This is a genomic window from Devosia sp. (assembly GCF_041917035.1).
In the GTDB taxonomy this organism is placed as follows: Bacteria; Pseudomonadota; Alphaproteobacteria; order Rhizobiales; family Devosiaceae; genus Devosia_A.
Genome location: NZ_JAYRYM010000386.1, coordinates 1 through 2,453, shown reverse-complemented (window position 1 = coordinate 2,453; position 2,453 = coordinate 1). Strand labels below are relative to the sequence as shown.

Annotated in this window: 3 protein-coding genes; all 3 read left to right on the top strand. The window is 67.7% G+C overall.

The annotated features are described in order from the left end of the window. Positions 1 to 138: 138 nt before the first annotated feature. On the top strand, positions 139 to 1,005 hold the full coding sequence (ttcA, locus tag ACE3TU_RS21405) for a tRNA 2-thiocytidine(32) synthetase TtcA (RefSeq protein ID WP_374627879.1): 867 nt from the start codon (positions 139 to 141) through the stop codon (positions 1,003 to 1,005). 287 nt (positions 1,006 to 1,292) lie between these two features. Continuing rightward, entirely contained in the window at positions 1,293 to 2,114 is an 822-nt protein-coding gene (locus ACE3TU_RS21400; RefSeq protein WP_374627878.1) for an inositol monophosphatase, read from the top strand. Between the two features lie 33 nt (positions 2,115 to 2,147). Continuing rightward, positions 2,148 to 2,453: cyclopropane-fatty-acyl-phospholipid synthase family protein (locus ACE3TU_RS21395; RefSeq protein ID WP_374627877.1), on the top strand; the 306-nt coding region annotated here is incomplete at its 3' end.

Below are 2,453 nucleotides of genomic sequence, written 5' to 3'. Positions count from 1 at the left end.
CGGAACAAGGCCGACTCCTTGGGGTTCCGGATATCGCTGTCATGTAACTGACTAAGTTCGCGGGCCGCAAGGAACAGCGTTGCGCCCACGCGGCCGGCGTGCTTCCGGACAGGCGCGGCTTTTGCTACAGCGGGTGCCATGAACGAGATCGCCGCTGCCGCCCAGATCGAAGAGCATGCCGAGGAACTGGCGGGTGCGCACCCGCTATTCGCCGTCGCGCCCCGTTCGGTCGAATTCAACAAGCTTCGCAAGCGCCTGATCCGCAACGTGCGCGAGGCGATCGAGACGTTCGGCATGGCCCGGGCCGGGGAACGATGGCTGGTCGCCATCTCGGGCGGCAAGGACAGCTACGGGCTGCTGGCGCTGCTGCTCGATCTCAAGTGGCGCGGGCTGCTGCCGGTGGAGCTGCTGGCCTGCAACCTCGACCAGGGCCAGCCCGGCTTTCCCAAGCACATCCTCCCCGAGTGGCTGACGCGGCATGGCATCGCGCACCGCATCGAGTACCAGGACACCTATTCGATCGTCACCGACAAGCTGCCGCAGGGGGCGACCTACTGCTCGCTCTGCTCGCGGCTGCGCAGGGGCAACCTGTACCGCATCGCGCGGGAGGAGGGGTGCTCGGCGCTGGTGCTCGGCCACCATCGCGAGGACAGCCTCGAGACGTTCTTCATGAACCTGTTTCACGGCGGCAAGCTCGCCGCCATGCCGCCGCGGCTGATGAACGACGAGGGCGATGTCGAGGTGCTGCGCCCGCTGATCTACTGCGCCGAGCCCGATCTCGAGCGATTCGCCCAGGCGATGGCGTTCCCGATCATTCCCTGCGACCTGTGCGGCAGCCAGGAGGGGCTGGAGCGGAACGCCATGAAGGCGATGCTGAACGATATCGAGAAGCGCATGCCCGGCCGCAAGGACGTGATGATCCGCGCGCTGGGCAACGTGAACCCGAGCCATCTGCTCGATCCCAGGCTGTTCGACTTCCTGGGGCTGAGCAGGGCTCGGGGCTGAGGCTGTTCAGGCCATTCCCGAGCGGGCAATGCGAGTTTCTAGAGGGTGAAGGAAACGGAGATCCCCGCTTTCGCGGGGATGACGCCGGTGGGATTTGTGGGGATGACGCCGGTGGGCCTTGCGGGATGACGCCGGTGGGCCTTGCGGGGATGATGCCGGTGGGCCTTGCGGGGATGACGCTGGTGGGCTTCTGGCTCGAGGCGGCGCGACCGACCGATTCCACGCTGAGCAGGTCGCGGCGGCCCGGCTATAGTGGCCGGGAGAGACGACAACGATTCCGGACCGCCATGACCAGTTTCGATATCACCCGCCTTGCCGACATCCTCCGCGACGCGTCGCGCAAGGAGACGCTGCCGCGCTTCCGCCGGCTGGACAGGGGGCAGGTCCGGGCCAAATCCGAAGCGATCGACCTCGTGACCGAGGCCGACGAGGCGGCGGAGCGGCAGATCAAGGCCGATGTCGCCGCGGCGTGGCCGGAGGCGTTGTTCGTGGGCGAGGAGTCGGTGGCGGCCGAGCCGGCGCTGCTCGATCGGCTGGACGATGCCGACTTCGCCATAGTCGTCGATCCGGTGGATGGGACGGCGAACTTCGCGGCGGGCCTGCCGCTCTATGCCACGATGGCCGCGGTCGTACGGCGGGGGGAGACGATTGCCGGCATCATCTACGACCCGATGGGCGACGACTGGGTGGTCGCCGAGAAGGGGGGCGGAGCCTGGCTGCGGCGGCCCGACGGTGACGCGACCCGTCTCGGTGTCGCCAGGGCGCTGGCGCTCAGCCAGATGGTCGGACACATCTCGATCACCTTCATGCCGTCCGAGGGGAAGGCCGAGCTGCTGGCCAACCTCGCCAGGGTCCGCGTCGCCGCCAACTACCGCGTCGCCGGTCACGACTACCGCACCCTGGCGTCCGGACATTGCCACTTCGTGGCCTACAACAAGCTGATGCCGTGGGACCACCTGGGTGGCACGCTGATCGCGGAGGAGGCCGGCGGCTTCGCCCGTCGCTTCGACGGTTCGCGCTACCTGCCGCAGCACCGGACCGGCGGCCTGATCGTCACGACCGACCCCGACACCTGGAGCCTGCTGCGCCGGGAGGTGTTTACGGTATAGTCGAGGCCCACCGGCAGCGAGGGGAGGCGCGGCATGGACCCTTTGAACTACTGGGCGATCGCGGAACGGGACATCGAGATCCAGAACCCGATCACCGATCGGAAGCTGCGCCTGCTCGACGACTACTGCGATATCCGCGACGGGCTGAGCGTCCTCGATATCGGCTGCGGCAAGGCCTGGCTGATGCGGCAATGGGCGGAACGGCACGCCATCGAGGGCGTCGGCATCGAGATCAATCCGCGCTTCCTCGAGGTGGCCCGCCGCAAACCGCCGGCGCGCGGTCGGCTCACCTTCCACAGCACATCGGTGAAGGGCTTTCGCATCGAGCCTGCCTCGTAC